The sequence below is a fragment of the Hymenobacter qilianensis genome, assembly GCF_014638675.1.
In the GTDB taxonomy this organism is placed as follows: domain Bacteria; phylum Bacteroidota; class Bacteroidia; order Cytophagales; family Hymenobacteraceae; genus Hymenobacter; species Hymenobacter qilianensis.
The window spans coordinates 609,661-628,400 of record NZ_BMFN01000002.1 but is presented as its reverse complement, the minus strand read 5'-3'; the positions used below and the strand labels follow the sequence as shown (position 1 = coordinate 628,400).

8 protein-coding genes are annotated in these 18,740 nt (G+C 56.5%); 7 read left to right on the top strand and 1 reads right to left on the bottom strand.

What is annotated here, in order from left to right:
* Window positions 1–121 precede the first annotated feature (121 nt).
* From rhaT to IEW06_RS10390, 7 genes are all read left to right on the top strand, one after another.
* On the top strand, window positions 122–1,159 hold the full coding sequence (rhaT, locus tag IEW06_RS10420) for an L-rhamnose/proton symporter RhaT (RefSeq protein WP_188548233.1): 1,038 nt from the start codon (window positions 122–124) through the stop codon (window positions 1,157–1,159).
* A 489-nt stretch (window positions 1,160–1,648) separates the two neighbouring features.
* Window positions 1,649–4,801 carry a SusC/RagA family TonB-linked outer membrane protein gene (locus tag IEW06_RS10415; RefSeq protein ID WP_188548232.1) on the top strand — a complete coding sequence of 1,051 codons (3,153 nt, stop codon included), beginning with the start codon at window positions 1,649–1,651 and terminating at the stop codon, window positions 4,799–4,801.
* 69 nt (window positions 4,802–4,870) lie between these two features.
* A complete protein-coding gene (locus IEW06_RS10410) occupies window positions 4,871–6,358 on the top strand; it encodes a RagB/SusD family nutrient uptake outer membrane protein (protein ID WP_187732478.1) in 1,488 nt (495 codons plus the stop codon).
* A gap of 108 nt (window positions 6,359–6,466) precedes the next feature.
* The gene (locus tag IEW06_RS10405) at window positions 6,467–10,201 is read left to right on the top strand and encodes a DUF4450 domain-containing protein (protein ID WP_188548231.1); all 3,735 of its coding nucleotides are present in this window, start codon (window positions 6,467–6,469) and stop codon (window positions 10,199–10,201) included.
* Between the two features lie 141 nt (window positions 10,202–10,342).
* Window positions 10,343–12,481 (top strand): hypothetical protein, encoded by a 2,139-nt coding sequence (locus tag IEW06_RS10400; RefSeq protein WP_229743099.1) that lies wholly within the window; start codon window positions 10,343–10,345, stop codon window positions 12,479–12,481.
* A 190-nt stretch (window positions 12,482–12,671) separates the two neighbouring features.
* Entirely contained in the window at window positions 12,672–14,333 is a 1,662-nt protein-coding gene (locus tag IEW06_RS10395) for a glycoside hydrolase family 28 protein (protein ID WP_188548230.1), read from the top strand.
* A 214-nt stretch (window positions 14,334–14,547) separates the two neighbouring features.
* On the top strand, window positions 14,548–15,732 hold the full coding sequence (locus tag IEW06_RS10390) for a glycoside hydrolase family 88/105 protein (RefSeq protein WP_308422007.1): 1,185 nt from the start codon (window positions 14,548–14,550) through the stop codon (window positions 15,730–15,732).
* Between the two features lie 63 nt (window positions 15,733–15,795).
* On the opposite strand, the gene IEW06_RS10385 is transcribed toward IEW06_RS10390, so the two are convergent.
* Window positions 15,796–18,666 (bottom strand): glycoside hydrolase family 2 protein, encoded by a 2,871-nt coding sequence (locus tag IEW06_RS10385; RefSeq protein ID WP_188548229.1) that lies wholly within the window; start codon window positions 18,664–18,666, stop codon window positions 15,796–15,798.
* Between the last annotated feature and the right edge of the window lie 74 nt (window positions 18,667–18,740).

Here is an 18,740-nt window from a genome sequence, read left to right as displayed (position 1 = left end):
TCCAATAACCGATTCACCATTGCTTCCTGCCGTACTTTCCTGCTTTCAGGAGAGAACAGGAGGGTTTGCGTAAAGGATTAAGGCAGCTTTGGTAAAACAACACGACCAACAACTTCGACTTATGAGTGTTTTTCTGGGAGTGGTGCTCCACGCACTAGGCGGTTTCGCCTCCGGCAGCTTTTATCTGCCCTACAAGAAAGTAAACGGCTGGGCCTGGGAAAGCTACTGGCTTGTTGGGGGGCTTTTTTCCTGGCTTATGGCTCCCTTGTTGCTCGGCTATCTTACGGTGCCTAACCTGTTTGGCGTGCTAGCTCAGGCGGATACCGAAACCGTCCTTTGGACGTATTTCTGGGGTATTTTGTGGGGCTTTGGTGGCCTTACCTTTGGCTTGGCCATGCGCTACTTGGGCTTGTCTTTAGGTATGGCCGTTACGCTGGGTTTATGCGCCGTTTTTGGTACGCTGGTGCCCCCTATTTGGGAAGGCACTTTTCCGACCCTGATTAGCACCCTGTCTGGCAAGGTGATTATCATGGGACTGGTAGTGTGCGTAGCGGGGATTCTGATTTGCGGCATGGCCGGCGTGATGAAGGAAAAGCATCAGACTACGGAGGAAAAGCAAGCCGGTGTAGCCGAGTTCGACATGCGCAAGGGCTTGCTGGTGGCTGTATTTTCGGGCGTGATGAGCGCTTGTTTTTCCTTTGGCCTAACGGCTGGCCAATCCATTGCGGAGCTGGCTACTGATAACGGCACGAATCCGCTTTATGCCAACAATGCCATCTTAGTTATCATCCTGCTCGGCGGCCTCACCACCAACGCCATCTGGACGATTTATCTGAACATCAAGAACCGCACGTACACCGACTATACGAATATGTCGGTGCCCATTGCGCGCAATATTATCTTCTGCGCTTTAGCTGGCTTCACCTGGTATTTCCAGTTCTTTTTCTACGGCATGGGCGACAGCCAGATGGGCGAGTATCGCTTCTCCGGCTGGACGCTGCACATGGCCTTCATCATTGCCTTCAGCAGCATGTGGGGACTGATTCTGCACGAGTGGCGCGGCTCCAACCGCCTGACCATGCGCACGATTTCGCTCGGCATTCTGGTCGTGGTGTTTTCGACCGTGGTTGTCGGCTTTGGCAATTACCTGGGCTCCTAAAGCTTGAATGGAAGTTTGAAAAAAGCCCCCCAGCTACGGTTTAAGTTAGCTGGGGGGCTTTTTGTGGGATATGGGTAGAGACGCGTATTCGCGTCTGGTCGTTGAACGATATTCGCTTGGTCATCTTCCGTTTGTTATCGTGAGCAAGGCAGCTGAACCAACAACCGCGACGATGAGACGTGAATACGCTTCCCTGCAACCGCCTGGCATGTTGCTGAAATTTAGGTAGATGCGTAGCCAAGCCAGCATTTGTAAGCTCCACGGTTATTGGTAGCGTGCCAAAAACGCAGTCCAAAGCATTATTGGAAAAATAATTTCAGGGTAATCGGGGTGGGGCGGTAGTCTACAGGAGTGTTTCGGCTAGAGGAGGTAATAATTTGGTCATGCTTAAAAGGCCCGGTCTTGTCTTTACACTCTCCTTCCTACCCATACCTACTCATGAAGAAAAGTTACACATGGCGGCGCTACCCAATAGCGGTATGCCTGCCAATGCTACTGCTAGCAGGACCGGGCATCACGGCCGTGCAGGCACACACCAGCAGCACCAACAAAGTAGCCGAATGGCAGCTGACCGGTAAGGTCGTGTCGCAAAACAACGAGGGCCTGCCCGGCGTTACGGTCGTTATTAAAGGCACCACCAACGGCACTACTACCGGCCCCGATGGCGCCTTTAGCTTATCAGTGCCCGAAACGGCTGGCACGTTGGTATTTAGCTTCATTGGTTTTACAACCCAGGAGCGCCCCTTCACCGGCTCCCAGGCCTTCACCATCAAGATGGCTGAAGATGTGAAGAGCCTGGAGGAAGTAGTAGTAGTAGGCTACGGCACGCAGAAGAAAGGCGACGTAACCGGCGCCATTGCCACCTTCGACGCCAGCCGCTTAGAGGAGCGTCCTATTGCCCGCGTCGATCAGGCCCTGGTGGGGCAGATGGCGGGCGTGCAGGTAAAGCAAAACACCGGCGTACCCGGTCGCGGCTTTAGCGTGCAGGTGCGGGGCGCAGGCTCTATCACCGCTGGCAACGAGCCGCTGTACGTAATCGACGGTTTCCCGCTCGACAACGTGGCCCAGAATGGTGGGGGGCGTTTTGCCAGCGGCAGCCCTTTGGACAACATCAACCCCAATGATATTGAGTCGATTCAGGTGTTGAAGGATGCCGCTGCGGCTGCCATCTACGGTTCGCGCGCTGCGAATGGAGTAGTACTTATTACTACCAAGAAAGGCAAATCGGGTAAGCCCCAGATTACCTTCAATTCCTACGTGGGTGTTTCGCAGGCCGCCAAAAAGCTGGACGTGCTGAGCGCCGAAGAGTGGGCTGAGCGCGCCGCCGAAATCATCAATGATAACTGGGTGCGTTCGGGCCCCGGCCGCACCGCCAGCCAAACCACGGCCGAGCGTCAGGCTATTCTAAAGGTGAACAACATTGTGCCTGCGCAGATGATTGATGAGCGCTGGTTTCAGCCCGGTCACCCCGGCTTGCAGTACATCGACTGGCAGGATGAGGCTTTCCGCACGGGCCGCACCCAGAGCTACCAGGTAGGGGCCAGCGGCGCCACCGACAATGTGAACTACTTCATATCAGGTAACTACACCGATCAGCAGGGCATGATGGTTGGGCTGGGCTACAAGCGCTATTCGGCGCGTGCCAACGTGGAAGTGAAAGCCAGCAACAAGCTGCGCTTCGGCCTGAACGTGACACCAACCTACTCCGTCACCAATGACCCTGGCATTGAAGGCAAAGACAACCGTCTGCACCAGCTCGTATCTATGGCGCCCATCGTGGAGGATACAGCCGGCGTGGCTTCGGGCTACGGCAAAAACGAAGTGTACCGCTGGGGCGTTTCGACGGCCAGTCCGGTGCGCGTGATGGAAAATGCCATCGGCGAAACCAAGACCTTCCGCACCCTGAGCACCCTGTATGCTGAATATGAAGTGATTAGCGGCCTGCGCCTGCGCAGCAGCATCAACTTCGACAACAACGACGTGACCAGCAAGTCGTATAATCCGGCCGTGCGAGACCTGCCAACGTCGCAGGCTTCAGGCTCTTACAGCGGTTTCCGTCGTCAAACATTCGTTAACGAAAATACGGCCACCTACACGCGGGTTTTTGGCGAGAAGCACGACCTGACGGCGCTGGCCGGCTACGCCTACAATATCTCCCGCATCGATAACGTGCGCCTGGGTGCCACCGGTGGCTTTGTGAATAACCAGGTAACCACGCTGAACGCGGCCACCAACATCAACGGCACCGGCAGCAACAACACCACCGAAAGCCAGAACGTCCTGATTTCCTACTTCGGCCGTTTGCAGTATAGCTACGCTGGCAAGTACTTGTTGTCTACCAGCATCCGCCGCGACGGCTCGTCGCGCTTTGGGGGGCAAAATCAGTTCGGTGTATTCCCGGCTGCCTCCGTGGGCTGGCGCATTTCGCAGGAAGAGTTCATGAAGAACATTACGCCGCTCAGCGACCTGAAACTGCGGGCCAGCATTGGCTTGTCGGGCAACAACAGCATCGGCGACTACAACAGCATTGCCACGCTAGGCATCTATAACTACACTTTCGGCGGTGCTTTGGCGACAGGGCAGGCTCCTAACCGGGTAGAAAACCCCGAGCTGCAATGGGAGCGTAACCGCACTATCGACTTCGGTGTGGATGTAGGCTTCTTTCAAAACCGCATCTTCGGCTCGTTCGATTATTACACCAAAACCAGCAAGGATCTGCTGCTGAACGTGCCGATTAACACGGCTTCGGGCTTCGGCAACAACCTCGTAAACATTGGGGAAGTAGAAAACCGCGGTTGGGAAGTGGAATTGACCACCAACAACCTGAACAACGCTCTGGAGTGGACTACCTCGCTCAACTTCAGCCACAACCAAAACGAGGTGAAGCACCTCGGCCCCGGCGATGCCACTATTGAAGTAGCCTCAGTAGCCGACCTGCCCAGCAACGTGCTGCAAGTAGGCAAGCCTATGTACAGCATCTTCGTAATTCGCCAGAATGGCATCCTGAGCCAGGCTGATATCGACAACGGCGCCGCACTCTACAACAACCAGACGGCCGGCGACCCCCGCTACGAAGATGCCAACGGCGACGGTAAGATTGACGCCAACGACCGCGTGATTGTGGGCCAGCCGAACCCCAAATACACCTGGGGCATCACGAACACCTTTAAGTACAAAGGCTTCGATTTGAGCTTCCTTGTGCAGGGGCAGAATGGTGGTTACATCTACTCCATGTTTGGCCGCGCCATCGACCGCACCAGCGTGGGCTACCAGGAAAACGCCCTGGGCCGCTCCCGCGACCGGTGGCGCTCGGAGGAAGACCCCGGCGACGGCGTGAAAGGCAAGGCTACTGCTCGCTTTGGCTTTATCAAGAACACCGACTGGCTGTACTCTTCCGACTACTACCGCGTGCGCAACATCACGCTGGGCTACGACCTGGGCCGCATTATCAGCAAGAGCGTGATGCAGGGTGCCCGTGTGTATGTAACGGCTGAAAACTTCTTTGGCAAAGACAAATACTACGGCGGCTTCAACCCCGATGCCGTGAACACCGACAACGGCAGCACCTTTACCTCGGGTGTTGACTACGGCGGTCTGCCTTTGGCTAAATCGTTGGTTTTGGGCCTTAACGTTACTTTCTAAGCTACATCCAGAAGACAGCTGCGGGCTGCCAAGCGGTAGCCTGCTCCTAACTCCTAGCTCCAACTTCCCATGAAAAGAATATCTCTCCTTCTGGCCACCGCCTGCATGCTCACCCTGGGTAGCTGCGAAGATGACCTCGATCAAACACCGCTTTCCAATGGCTCGGTGCCGGCTTTCTTCAAAACTGCCGTTGACTTCGAGCAAGCCATGAACGCGGTGTACAGCCAATTGCGGGGCTACCCCGACCGCGTCCTGATTCTCTCAGACCTGCGCTCCGACAACTTCTACGGCGTCAGCAGCCAGGGTGTGCGCGACTGGGACGCCATCAACAACTTCAACACCACGCTCTCGGTAAGCCCCTACATGTCGGATACCTGGGCATCAGACTTCGGCGCTATTTTTCGGGCCAATACCATGCTCGACCAACTGAAAGCCAACGGCTCGGTGGTAAGCGAGGGTCTGCGGTTGCGCTATGAGGGCGAAGCCCGCTTCCTGCGCGCTTTCCACTACTTCGACCTGGTGCGCATGTTTGGCCGCGTGCCCGTTATCGATAAAGCCTTGCTGCCCCAGGAAGTAGCCAAAATTCCGCGCGGCTCGGTGGAAGAGGTGTACAACCTGATCATCGGCGACTTGGAATACGCTAAGGATAATCTGCCCCTGAATTACACGGGCGCCAATGTGGGCCGCGTGACGTCGGGAGCCGCTAAGGGCTTACTGGCGTTGGTTTACCTCACGCGTTCGGGTCCTACTTACGGCATCGATGGTCCGGGTTTGGCCAGCAACGAGAACAACAAAGCTTTGGCGCTGCTCAACGAAGTAATTGATAGCAAGCGCTATTCTTTGGTGTCCAGCTACGCTAACGTGTTCTCCTACACCAATGAGAACAATTCGGAAGTGTTGTTTGACGTCCAGTATATCGTGGGCAATGGCGCCACTCATCCGGGCGTAATGGTGCCCGATAACTACTTCACTTCGCTACAGATACCGTTCGGCTCGCGCGGGATTGAGATCAAGCCAGTTTCAAATGACTTCCTGAGCATCCTGGCAGCCAATGATGACCGGCGCGCGGCCAGCGTGCAGACGGGTTATCTGGTGGCTAACGTGGCCGAAAATCGTACTGTACTGAAGAAATACATCAGTGCCGCCGGCCGCGGCACGGGCAATACTGATTGGCCTATCAACTTTATTGTGATGCGCTACGCCGATATCCTGCTCATGAAAGCCGAAGCGATTCTGCGCGGCGGCGGTGGCACGCAGGCGGATGCTCTGAAGGCCGTTAATGAGGTTCGTACCCGCGCCAAACAGCCGGCTCTTACCAGCCTGACTATGGCGCAGCTGCTGGATGAGCGGCGGCGCGAATTCCTCGGCGAAGGTTTGCGCTGGCACGATCTGGTGCGCTCCGGCACCGTGCTGACCACCATGAACGCCTGGATTGCCAAGGAAGACGCGTCGGGCAAGATGCGCCGCAACATTGGCGCGAATGACATTATCTACGCCGTGCCGTTGAACGAATTGAGCGCCACGCCGGGCCTCTACGATCAGAACCCCGGCTACTAAAGTCGCTGAAAGGCAGGTAAGTAAAGCCCGGCTCTCCCAGGAATATAGCCTGGCCAGAGTCGGGCTTTTTTGCGCCCTGGGGGGCAAATTCACGGATAACGAAGCATAATGAGTAGGTACGACAGTAGAAAAAACCTAACAAGAAATTCGCTGCCGGCGCTGGTAGCTGGCTGGCTGGTGGTAGGCATGAGCTGTCTGCTGCCAATAGGCGCACCGGCGCAGTCGGGGCCGCCCGCTCCTCCGGCGCTTTGGCACGACCAGGCCCGCACCCTGCGCTACCGCCCCGACGGCTCCGACTTCGTCATTACCAACGGCAACAAGCGCTTTGCCCGCGCCCTCTACGGCACCAACACCGCCTTCCGAGTAGAAGCCGGCGACCTGCCGGAGTTTGCGCTTTACCTACCGGGCATGGGGGGCAATTTTAAGCTCGGTTTGATGATCGAAGGTCAAAGCAAGTGGCTGATCGAGGCCGAGAACATCGAGGCGCGCTACCGGCCTGGCGCGATGATCTACGAAGTGAAAGATCCGTTGCTAGGAGCCGGCAAGCTATACCTGGAAGTACTGGCCCAAGCCGACGCCGAGGGCATGCTGATCCGTGCCCGCTTCGAGAATGTACCCGCTACCAAAGTGCGCCTGCTGTGGGCTTTCGGCGGCGCTACCGGCAAGAAGTTCAGCCGCGACGGCGACATCGGTGCCGACCCCGAATCCAACTTCTACCTTAAGCCGGAGTATTGCCAAGGCAACGTTTTTGAGCTAAAAAACAACACCTTCCGACTAACCTACGGCTCCCCGCCGAAACCCCCGAAAAACGAAGACGCAGCGGCAAAAATGCCCCCCAGCACCACTGCGCGCCCGACGCTGACAGGCGTGCTGCCACCAACTTCCGAAACCCACGTAGCTGATGCCGCTCAGCAGGCATCACCTGCCCAACTCTATGCTTCACAAGCATCAGCCACGCCGGTTCTTACGGGAGCCGTTAAGGTGAAAGCGGGGGAGGTACTTTACTTCGCTATTCAAAAACCGGAAGCAGCGGCGTTGCGCTACGCAGATTTGCCGCAGGCCTGGGCTCGTACCGAAGCTGCCCGCCAAAAGCTGGCCAGCCGCGTGCGCGTGCAAACGCCTGACCCCTACATCAATACCTTGGGCGGCGCGCTGAGCATTGCCGCCGACGCCATCTGGCAGGACCCCGCGTATCTGCACGGCGCTATTGCCTGGCGCATGCCTCTGAATGGCTGGCGCGGGGCTTACACCGCCAGTCCGCTCGGCTGGCACGACCGTGCCCAAACTCATTTTCGGGCTTATGCGAAGTCGCAGCTGACCAGCCCGGAAGTTGGTCCGTTGGTCATGGATACGGCCTTGCACCTGGCGCGTCATCAGGAAAAGCTGGGTACGGCAGTGTTCAGCAGCGGCTACATTTCGCGCAACCCCGGCGGCGATTTGCGCCCCCACCACTACGATATGAACCTGGTATACATCGACGCGCTGCTGCGGCATCTGCGCTGGACCGGCGACCTGACTATGGCCCGCGAGCTGTGGCCGGTATTGGAGCGGCATCTGGCCTGGGAAAAGCGCAACTTCGACAAGGATAATGATGGCCTGTATGATGCCTACGCCGCCATCTGGGCCAGCGATGCGCTCCAGTACAGCGGCGGCGCGGTCACGCATTCATCGGCTTATAACTACTGGGCCAATAAGCTGGCCGCAAAATTAGCCCCCCGCGTAGGTCAAAACCCCCAGCCATACCGACAGGAAGCGGCTAAGATTCACCAAGCCCTCAACGCCCGTCTGTGGATGCCCACTCAAGGCTGGTACGCCGAATATCAGGATGCGCTGGGGCTGAAGCAATTGCACCCCGCCGCCGGCCTCTGGACAGTATATCACGCCCTCGATTCTGAAGTGCCCGACGCTTTCCAGGCTTATCAGGCCTTGCGCTACGTGGATGCTAATATTCCGCACATTCCGGTGCGGGCCACTGGCTTGCCGGATGAAGGCTATCATCTGCTTTCTACCACCAACTGGCAGCCCTACGATTGGTCTATCAACAACGTGGCCATGGCCGAAGTGCTGCACACCACGCTGGCCAACTGGCAGGCCGGCCGCACGGAAGAGGCGTTTAAGCTCTGGAAAAGTGCTTTACTGGAAAGCATGTATTTGGGCTCTAGTCCGGGTAATATTCAGCAGGTTTCTTTTTACGATGCCCACCGGGGCGAGTTGTACCGCGACTTTGCCGACCCCATCGGCGTGACGGCCCGCACCCTGCTGGAAGGCTTATTCGGCATTGTGCCCGACGCGCTGGGGGGCATTTTGACCATTCGCCCCGGCTTGCCAGCTGCCTGGAACAACGCCTCCCTGACGGTGCCCGACATTGACTTCGACTTCAAACGGCAAGGGCCACGCGATGCCTACAGCATTACGCCCCGCTTTGCCAAGCCCCTACAGCTCCGGTTGCAGGCGCAGGCCCGCGCCGAAAATATTCAGTCGGTAATCGTGAATGGGCAGGTTGCTACGTGGCAGTCAGTTGATACGGCCGTGGGGCAACCCGTCGTTGAAATCAGCAGCGCTCCTGCTGCCAAACACGAGGTCGTTATCACCTGGCAAGGCGCGGCCCCCGACACGGCTACGCTGGCTCCCGTGTACACCGTAGGCAGTCCGCTGGAAGTACGCTTTCCGCGCGCCACCATCACCAAGGTATTCGACCCCCAACAAGTGCTGCGCAACGCCACCCCAAATGGCTCGGTGCTAACAGCCCAGATAGCAGGGCAGAAGGGTGCCCGCACTGCCTTCGTGCAGCTCCGCCAGGGCGGACTTACCTGGTGGAAACCTCTGCCGATTGAGGTTCGGGAAGCAGTTGAAATCATTGCCGAAAAAGCCCCTCAGCCCAATGGAATGCGGTTCTTGGTCCAGAACAATACGAGCGATGTAACCGCGAAAGTAACCGTAGGCAACGGCCGCAAGCCCTACATAACAAACGTGAAAATTCCGCGCGGAACTACCGCCGAAGTAACAGTGCCGGCTGCCTCGGTGGTGCCGGGCTCTAATGTCGTGACGGTGGAATGGGACAAGGGCCGGGTGGTGGAGAAGGTAATAACCTGGGATTCGCCAAAGCCTGCCAAAACCCGCTACGAAACCATCAATCTGGCGCCTCACTTCAACGACCAGGTAACCCGAATTTTCCAAAACGAATACCTCTCGCCTCGCCCCGAAGGCCCCACACTTCAGCTGCCCACCCAAGGCATCGGCAACTGGTGCTACCCGCTCACCCAAGCCGTAATCGACGACACCGGTTTGCGCCAGCTGGCGGGGGGCAAAAATGAAATCACGCTGCCCTGGGGAACGCCCTTGCGCACGCCCGGCGCGGCCGGAGAGAAGAACATTTTGTTCGTGTCGCAGTGGGATAACTACGCCGACCAGGCCACGGTGCCGCTGGGGGGCAAATCCAGCCACGCTTACCTGCTGATGGCCGGATCTACCAACCCCATGCAAAGCCAGCTCGTGAATGGCGAAGTGGTAGTGACCTACACCGACGGCACCACCGATACGCTGCCCCTGCGCAACCCCGACAATTGGGCCCCTATCGAGCAGGACTACTTCCAGGATGGTTTTGCCTTCGATACAGGCGCCCCAAAACCCTTTCGCCTGCATCTCAAAACCGGCCTGCTCACCCGCGATTTCAAGGATTACACCAGCATCAAAGGCTTCAGCACCCGCGCCATCGACGGTGGTGCTGCCACTGTGCTTGACATGCCCCTCAATCCCAAGAAAAAGCTTCGCAGCCTCACGCTAAAAGCCCTAGCTAATGACGTGGTCATCGGTCTAATGAGCGTGACATTGGTGCGGGAATAATAAGTACAAATATCAAATACAGAACGTCATGCAGAGCGCAGCGAAGCATCTCGCTCACGCCGTTAGATTAGTAATCCTACATCAGCACGCAAGATGCTTCGCTGCGCTCTGCATAACGTTCTTTTAATATCAAATTAGCCTATGCACCCTCTCCCGAAACTACTTCTCAGCCTACTGACTGGCGTCAGCTTGCCGCTTGTTGCTCAGCAAAAGCCAATTGATCGTCAGGCGCTGGTGGAGCGCCACCGCGTAATTATCACGAACACCGATACGCTCTCGTCGTTGTCGGTGGGCAATGGGGCGTTTGCATTTACAGCCGACGTTACGGGCCTACAAACCTTCCCGACTTACTACGAAAAGGGCGTGCCGCTGGGCACGCAGTCGGAGTGGGGCTGGCACTCGTTTCCAAATACGCAGGGCTACAAGTTTGAGCAAAGTCTGCGCGAAGTGGAATTGAATGGCCGTAAAGTGCCCTACGCGGTGCAGGTAAAGACGCCCGGCAACAAGGAAGCCGTTGATTTTCTGCGGGCCAACCCGCACCGCTTGCAGCTGGGCAATCTAGGCTTTGTGCTGCTGAAGAAGAACGGACAGGAAGCCACCATCAAGGACCTGCGCGACATCCGCCAGGAATTAAATCCGTGGACGGGCGAGCTGAAAAGTCACTTCACGCTGGAAAACGTGCCCGTCGATGTCGTAACTGTAGGGCACCAGGAGCAGGATGCGGTAGCCGCGCGCGTAGAGTCTGATTTAATAAAAACGGGCCGCTTGAAAGTAGCGCTGCGCTTCCCGTTCCCTACGGCCGGTTGGGCTGATATGGGCACCGACTACTCCAAACCCGATCAGCATAAATCAGCCATTGCCGAGCAGAAAAAAGGCACAGCGCTGATTTCTCACCAGCTAGATACCACCAAATACTACGCGGCACTAAGCTGGGCGCAGTCGGCAACTGTGGCGGCGGGCAAAGCGCACGAATTTGTGCTCACGCCCGGCAAAAGCGAAAAGGTGCTGGAGTTTAGCTGCCGTTTCTCGCCGCGCCCGCGCCCAACGGCCGCGCCAACATTTGCCGCTACTCGCCAGAATAGTCAGCAGCAGTGGGGGGCTTTTTGGCGGAGCGGAGGCGCTGTCGATTTTAGCGGCACCACTGATTCGCGGGCCAAGGAACTGGAGCGCCGCGTTGTGCTCTCGCAGTACCTCACCAAGCTGCAAGGCGCTGGCTCACAGCCGCCCCAGGAAACGGGCCTCGTGCTGAACAGCTGGTACGGCCGTCCTCACCTCGAAATGCATTGGTGGCACTCGGCCCACTTCGCTTTGTGGGGTCGCCCGGCCTTGCTCGAAAAAAGCCTGACCTGGTACGCCCGCCCCGATGTGCAAGCCGTAGCGCGCGGCATTGCCAAACGCCAGGGCTATGAGGGTGTGCGGTGGCAGAAAATGACTGATCCCTGGGGACAGGAAGGGCCATCGTCGGTGGGGGCTTTTTTGATCTGGCAGCAGCCGCACTTCATCTACTTCGCCGAGGAAATCTACCGCCAGCGCCCCGACGCAGCCACGCTTAAGCTGTATCAGGACCGTGTGTCTGCCACGGCGGAATTTATGGCTTCGTATCCTTTTTTCGAGAAAGACAAAGACCGTTACATTTTAGGTAAAGGCGTGATTCCGGCGCAGGAGCGCTTCAAAGCCGAAGAGACATTCAACCCAACCTTCGAGCTGGTGTACTGGAATTGGGCCCTCAATATCGCCCAGCAGTGGCGCGTACGCCAGGGCCAGCCCCGCAACCCCAAATGGGATGCTGTATTGCAAAAACTATCCAAGCTTCCCCAGGCCAACGGCGTGTATCTGGCCACCGAAAGCGCGCCTGATTCTTACACCAACCCCGAGTTTAAAACCGACCACCCCTCCGTGCTGGCTGCCCTGGGCGTGATGCCCGCCACCGGCCAGGTAGACCCTGCCACTATGCGCCGCACCTTCGACCTGATCTGGAAAGATTGGAGCTGGGACAAAACCTGGGGCTGGGACTTCCCCATGACCTCGATGACAGCCACCCGCCTCGGCCTGCCCGACCGCGCCGTGGATGCTCTGCTCATGAAAGTGCGCACGAATACCTACCTGCCCAGCGGCCATAATTATCAGGAAGACCGCCTCCCCATTTACCTGCCAGGCAACGGTGGTTTATTAGCTGCCGTGGCCCTCATGTGCGCCGGCTACGACGGCTGCAAAGAAGCAAACCCAGGCATACCGAAAGGCTGGAAAGTACAGTGGGAAGGCCTAAGCAAAATGCCCTAGCGCACCAGATAGCAATTTGTAGAGACGCAATATTTTGCGTCTCGTCGATGAGCGACTTATGCCAGAACAAATGCGGCATGAACACCATCAGCAACGATTGAGACGCAATATTTTGCGTCTATACACCTCTTTTATTACCTAAATAAGTAATTCAAAAAAAGTCAAATACTTCATCCGCTTTCCCTTTGCTATGATCAAACGACTCGCTGTTTTTAGCCTTCTCGCTCTGCCTGTTCTGGCTTCTGGCCAAACCTCTTTTACGTCCAATTTGCCCCCCGTCAAAACCACGTCCTTCCGGGCGGATACATTTTCGATTGCCAAGTACGGAGCTGTGGCCGATGGGGTAACTTCCAACACTACGGCCTTGCAGCAAGCCATTGACGCCTGCGGGCAGAAGGGTGGGGGCGTGGTGCTGGTGCCGCGCGGGCACTGGCGCACGGGCCCCATTGAGTTGCGCAGCAACGTGAACCTGCACATCGCAGCAGGTGCGCTGGTGCAGTTCAGCGATAAGATGGCTGACTACAAGCTGATTAAAACCAACTGGGAAGGTCTGGCCGCCGTGCGTAATCAGCCACAGATTTACGGCAAGAACCTGGAAAATGTAGCCGTGACCGGTAAGGGCATTGTCGATGGTGCGGGCGAGGCGTGGTACATGGTGCAGAAAGGCCGCTCGACGGAGTCGGAGTGGAAGCAGCTGGTGGCCTCGGGTGGCGTGCTGAATGAGAAGCAGGATCGGTGGTACCCGACGCCGCAAAGCTTGAAAGGCACGATGGTCAAAGAAGCGGGTGTGCTGAGCGAGGAGAAATCAGAAATCAAGGATTTTGAGGAAATCAAGGATTATCTGCGACCCGATATGCTGGTGCTCGACCACTGCAAGCGTCTGCTACTGGAAGGCGTGACGTTCCAGAACTCGCCGGCCTGGACCTTACACCCTATGATGAGCGAAGACGTAATTGTGCGCAACGTGACGGTATTTAATGGCCCTTACACGCCCAACACCGACGCGCTGGATCTGGAATCCTGCAAAAATGGGCTGGTGGAAGGCTCCACCTTTGACGTGGGCGACGATGCCATCTGCATCAAATCGGGGCGCAATGAGCAGGGGCGGGCGCGGGCTATGCCCACCGAGAACTTTATCATTCGCAACTGCAAAGTTTACCGGGCTCACGGCGGCTTCGTGATTGGCTCAGAGATGTCGGGTGGGGCGCGCAACATCTACGTATCCAACCTCACCTTTATCGGCACCGATATTGGCCTGCGCTTCAAAACCACGCGGGGTCGTGGCGGCGTAGTGGAGAATATCTTCATCGAAAATGTGGACATGAAAGACATTCCCGGCGAGGCTATTCTCTTCGACATGTACTACATGATAAAAGATCCCACGCCTCAGGTAGCAGGCTCCAAGGAGCGGCCCGTTTCGCCGGCCAAGCCAGTGGACGAAAGCACGCCACAGTTTCGTAAAATCCAGATCCGCAACGTGACCTGCAACGGCGCCAAAACTGGTATTATGGTGCGCGGCCTGCCCGAAATGAGCATCAAAGACATCAGCATTGAAAACGCGGTGCTGCAAAGTCAGCAAGGCCTAGTGTGTATCGAAGCCGACAATATTCAGTTGCGCAACGTGACGCTGCTAACGCAGAAAACCGACCCAGTAATGGAAGTGCACAACAGCCAGAATATCACCCTCGATAACATCAAATTTGCCCCCCAGGCAGCGGTGCTGCTGCGCGTATCAGGCGCCGATAAAGCGAAGAATGTGCTCCTCACAAATACGGATGTTTCGAAGGCCAAAACAGGCGTTGAATTCGGTCAAAACGTGAAGAAAAAAGCGGTAGTCGTTTCCAAAAAATAAGACCAAAGGCTTGGTAGAATTATCTATCAAGACCAAAGAGAATGTCATGCAGAGCGAAAGCGAAGCATCTCGCGTGATTAGTTGTTTAGCTTGGCAACATCAGCACGCGAGATGCTTCGGCTTTGCCTCTGCATGACGTTCAAATTTTGATTGTTAGCAAACTAATTACTGCGCTAGATAATCCGCAAAAAAGCCCCCCAGACGTGCATTCTATATGAAAAAAATCCTGCTGTTTCTGCTGTTATATCTGCTGCTCTGCCCAGCGGTTTTTGCCCAAAAGAAAACGGCTGCGCTGTCGCAGCGCATGGCTGATTCGTTTATCAAGCGCTACCCCGATTCGCTGGGATTGGAGCAGAATAAAGTGGCTCGCTGGGGCTACGAGCAAGGGCTAATGCTAAAAGCCATTGAGCGCGTGTGGGAGCGCACCGGCGACAAGAAATACCTCGACTACATCGTGCGCATCATGGACTATTCTATCGGCGAGGATGGCTCCATTCAGCGCTATAAGTACGAGGACTTCAACCTCGATAACATCAACACGGGCCGCATCCTGCTTACCCTGAGCCAGCAGCCGGGCTTACAGCAGGAGAAGTACCGCAAAGCCGCTCACCGCCTGCATCAGCAGCTGGATGCGCAGCCGCGCACGAAGGCCGGCGGCTACTGGCATAAGCAGCGCTATACCAATCAGATGTGGCTCGATGGTTTATACATGGCTGAGCCGTTTTCCGCCGAATACAGTAAGCTGTTCAAGCAGCCCAAAGGGTTCGACGAAGTCGCTAAGCAGTTTGCGCTAATCGAGAAAAACCTCGTTGATGCTAAGACTGGCTTGCTTTACCATGGATACGATGAGAGCCGCACGGAGCAGTGGGCCAACAAGCAAACCGGCCTATCGCCTAACTTCTGGGGGCGCGGTATGGGCTGGTACGCCATGGCGCTGGTAGATGTGCTCGATTACTTTCCCAAAGACCATCCGGAGCGGGCAAAACTCATCAAATATTTGCAACGTTTGGCGCAGGTATTAGCCAAGTATCAGGATCCCAAAACAGGTGCGTGGTGGCAGGTTTCGGACCAAGGTAGCCGCGCGGGCAACTACGTAGAAGCTTCCGCTTCCTGCATGTTTGTATATGCGCTGGCCAAGGGCGCCCGCTTGGGCTACTTAGATAAGTCTTTCCAAAAAGTGGCCGACAAAGGCTATCAGGGCATTCTAAAGCAATTCGTGCAAACTGAACCTGATGGACTTGTGACTTTGAATGGCACGGTGAGCGTGGGCGGTCTGGGGGGCAAACCTTACCGCGACGGCAGCTACGAATATTACCTGAGCGAGCCCATCCAGAAAAACGATTTCAAAGGCGTGGGGCCGCTTATTATGGCCAGCATAGAAATGGAGATGCTGAAGTAGGGGAGAACTTCACTAGGCCGTCATGCAGAGCGGAGCGACGCATGACGTTCTGGTTATTACTTTCTAAAATAAATCGTTTTTGGCGGGCACTGTGTAGGGTTGGGGCGTGCCGGTGGTTTTGGGCAGGCCGAAGAAGAAATACAGCGTGCGTTTGGTGGAGCCGTTGAGGTGGTTTATCTCGCTGTTGGGACCCAGGTTTTTCGTGTTCGTGTCGAGGTTCAGGGCTAGCTTGGTGCCCAGGGGTGGAATGGCATCGAGGAAGGATAAATTGCCCCCCGGCAGGTCGGGGCTGGGTTTTATGCCCGAAAGGCCGTAGAAATCGAAGAGGCGCACGAACAGACCTTTGTCGGGGCTGGCGACCAGGAACTTGCCTTCTACGGTGTTCATTTCCAGCCAGGTAATGTCGGCGAAGTAGCCCTTGAACTCAGGGTAAATCCAAGGAGCGGCGCCCGTTTGAGTGTTGTTGTAGGCGTTTTCCCAGACGTCGGTGTTTACACCTTGCATGCGGTTTTTCCAGACACGATAGGGGCCTTTGCCCAGCCATTTGGCGCTTATCACGAAGTTTTCGGGGTAGGTGAAGCTCAGGCCCGCGAAGGGAAAGTCACCTTGCAGGGCGTACTCATAATCGAGCTGAAGCCAGCCGCTGCCGTACATTTTCCAACGTACCGTTTTGAGGTCGCCCTGGTAGCTGGCTTCAATAACTTCTCCGTCGGATTCGGTGCGGCGGCGCAGGCCGGTAAACTTGGCCTGACCGGCCGCTAGAACGGGGCCGTTGCCGAAAGAAAGCTTGTCGCCGCTGTTGCCTTTCAGGCCCGTGATGTGGCCGTTTTGTTTATTCCAGGTTACGGTGATATTGCTGGCTTTGAGCGTGAGGGTGCTGTCGGTTTCGGTTGTCTCAATAGGCTGTTTTTCCTTTTCCTGGAGCGTCAGCACATTGCGGAGCAGCTGTTTATTGCCCCCCGTCGACCACGTCCACTTGTACACCAGATTCTTTTGTGGGTCGAAAGCTGAGAGTACCAAGGCATCGTAGTTTTTCCAGTCTTTGGGTAAGCCGAGTTTGATTTTGCCCTTCGCTAGGGGGGCAATTTTGGGGCTTTCCACGCGGCTTTTTTTCATGGTAGTCGAACCAGTAAAGGTTTCGCCGGGCTGGCGATGATTCACTAGTTCCCACTGAAAAAAGCACTGGCTAAGGTTGTTGAAATGGTAGCGGTTTTCGACTTCAAGCGTACTGTTAAACTTATTTGGCAGCTCTTTCAGATCAATCTTGATGGGGGTGAAAATCTCGCGAATAGCATAGAAGCTGCCTTCCTTTTCGCGGTGCGGACCCACCACGCCGTCGGGGGCGTTTACGCCATTCACGTCGATGATATTGCGCTGATCCGTGCGCACGATGCCTTCATCCACCAGGGCCCATAAAAAGCCCCCCGCCGAGCGTTGGGAAGCCCAGTGCAGCTCCCAGAAGTCGTGCAGACCCACGGCCGCGCCGCCGTCGTCTTGGGCGTGCAGAAACTCCGTGGGCATATAGATGAGCGAATCAGCCAGGATTTTCTGCGAGCTGTAGTAGTTCTCGTAATGGTTGCAGTCGATGCCGTTGTGCTGGTTGCCTGGGCGATGGTGGGCGTGAATGACGGGGCGGTTGGAGAGGTCGTGCTGGCCGTAGTCATCGTCCAGTTCTTTGTTGTGGCCGCCCTCGTTGCCGTTACTCCAGAAGATGATGCTGGGGTGGTTCACGTCCTTCTGCACCATCTCCTGCACCAGCTTAGCGCCGGCCGGTGTGCTGTAGGCTTTCTGCCAGCCCGCCAGCTCATCGAGCACGTATAGGCCCAGCGAGTCGCAGAGGTCCAGGAACTTAGCGTCGGGTGGGTAGTGCGACATGCGCACGGCGTTCATGTTCATTTCCTTCATCAGCTGCACATCCATCAGGTGAATGGAGTCGTTGAGCGTGCGGCCGGTTTCGGGCCACCAACTGTGCCGGTTGATGCCTTTGAATTTTACCTGCTTGCCATTCACATACACGCCCTTGCCACGACGAATCTCGATGGTGCGAAAACCGAAGCGCTCCGAGGTCTGATACAGATTTTGCCCCCCAGCCTGCATAGCCACGTTCACGCGGTACATATTCGGGGTTTCGGAGGTCCAGAGCAGCGGCTTGCTGACGGTCGTTTTCAATTGAATCAGCGTGTCCTGGGCATTGGCCCGGCCCCGCGCCGTGCCTACCACAGCGCCTTGCGCATTTACGATATCAGCCTGCACATCGGTGGCCTGGCGCAGTCCTTTCAAGGCTACGTTCATCTTGAACGAGCCGTCGGCGCGGGCGTCAATTGCGAGGTGGGGGCTGAACTGCTTGGGAAAAGCTTCGAGATAAACGGGCCGGAAAATGCCGCCGAAAATCCAGTAGTCGGCCAGGCGCTCGGCGTTGTTTACGGAGGCGTCGGCCGACATTTTGCTCACCGTTACTTCCAGCACATTGGGCTTGTCGAATTGCAGCTTGTCGGAAAGGTTGTACTTGAAGCGGTAAAAAGCCCCCTGATGAATTGGGCCCGCAGACTGCCCGTTGATTTTTACCTCCGTGTCCGTCATCGAGCCCTCAAACACGATGAATACCTCCCGGTCGCGCCACTCGGCGGGCACCTGGAAGGTGTGTTTGTACATACCTTTCTCGTCGGCGAAGCGGAAGTTTTTGCCGTAGGTTTTGTAGTCGCGGCCGTAGTTGTAGCTGCCGAAGCCCTGCTGCTCCCAGCACGATGGGACCTGAATCTTGGTCCAAAAACCGCTTTTTCGGCCGCCGGTGCAGTAAAAATCCCAGGTGGCGGTGTGCGTGTTGTCGGTGCCGGAAAGGTAGCGCACCTGCTTTTGCGTGGGCGCCTGGGCGGTGGCAACACCGGTCCAGAGCAGCGTCAAACAGGTAAGCCAGGTCAGCAGATTGGTTTTCATAATCAGTAGCTCAGAAGGGCAGAAGAGGCGTTTGGTAAGCCAACTTAGGCCAGATTTCCGCTACCTGCTACCTG